Consider the following 626-nt stretch of genomic DNA (forward strand, 5'->3'; position numbering starts at 1 on the left):
CGCCACCAGGAGGTTCTTGCCGAGCGCCATCTCACCCTGGTCGGTGCACGGCCCGTCGGCGATCACCTGGTTGACCTCGACCCGGTCGCCCTCGGCGACGATGGGCTTCTGGTTGAACGAGGTGCCCATGTTGGAGCGCCTGAACTTCGCCACGCGGTACGTCGTCTGCGTGCCGTCGTCGTTGAGCACCGTGACGTAGTCGGCCGAGACCTCCTCGACCACGCCCGCCTTCTCGGCGCTGACCATGTCGCCCGTGTCGGTGGCGGCGCGGTATTCCATGCCGGTGCCGACCAGCGGCGCCTCGCTCTTGAGCAGCGGCACCGACTGGCGCATCATGTTGGCGCCCATCAACGCCCGGTTGGCGTCGTCGTGCTCGAGGAAGGGGATCATCGCCGTGGCCACCGACACCATCTGGCGCGGCGACACGTCGATGTAGTCGACCTCCCCGGCACGGGCGAGCTCGGTCTCGCCGCCCTTGGTGCGCACGAGGACGCGCGCCTCGGCGAACGACCCGTCGGGGTTGAGCACCGTGTTGGCCTGCGCCTTGACGAAACGGTCTTCCTCGTCGGCGGTGAGGTAGTCGATCTGGTCGGTGACCTTGCCGTCGACCACCTTGCGGTAGGGGG

General features: G+C 68.4%; 1 pseudogene. It reads right to left on the reverse strand.

Annotated features, from left to right (window positions below):
• Nucleotides 1-626: pseudogene (locus ABGB14_RS50030) on the reverse strand (DNA-directed RNA polymerase subunit beta); the annotation flags it as partial.

The organism is Nonomuraea sp. B10E15, assembly GCF_039871615.1.
Lineage (GTDB): Bacteria > Actinomycetota > Actinomycetes > Streptosporangiales > Streptosporangiaceae > Nonomuraea.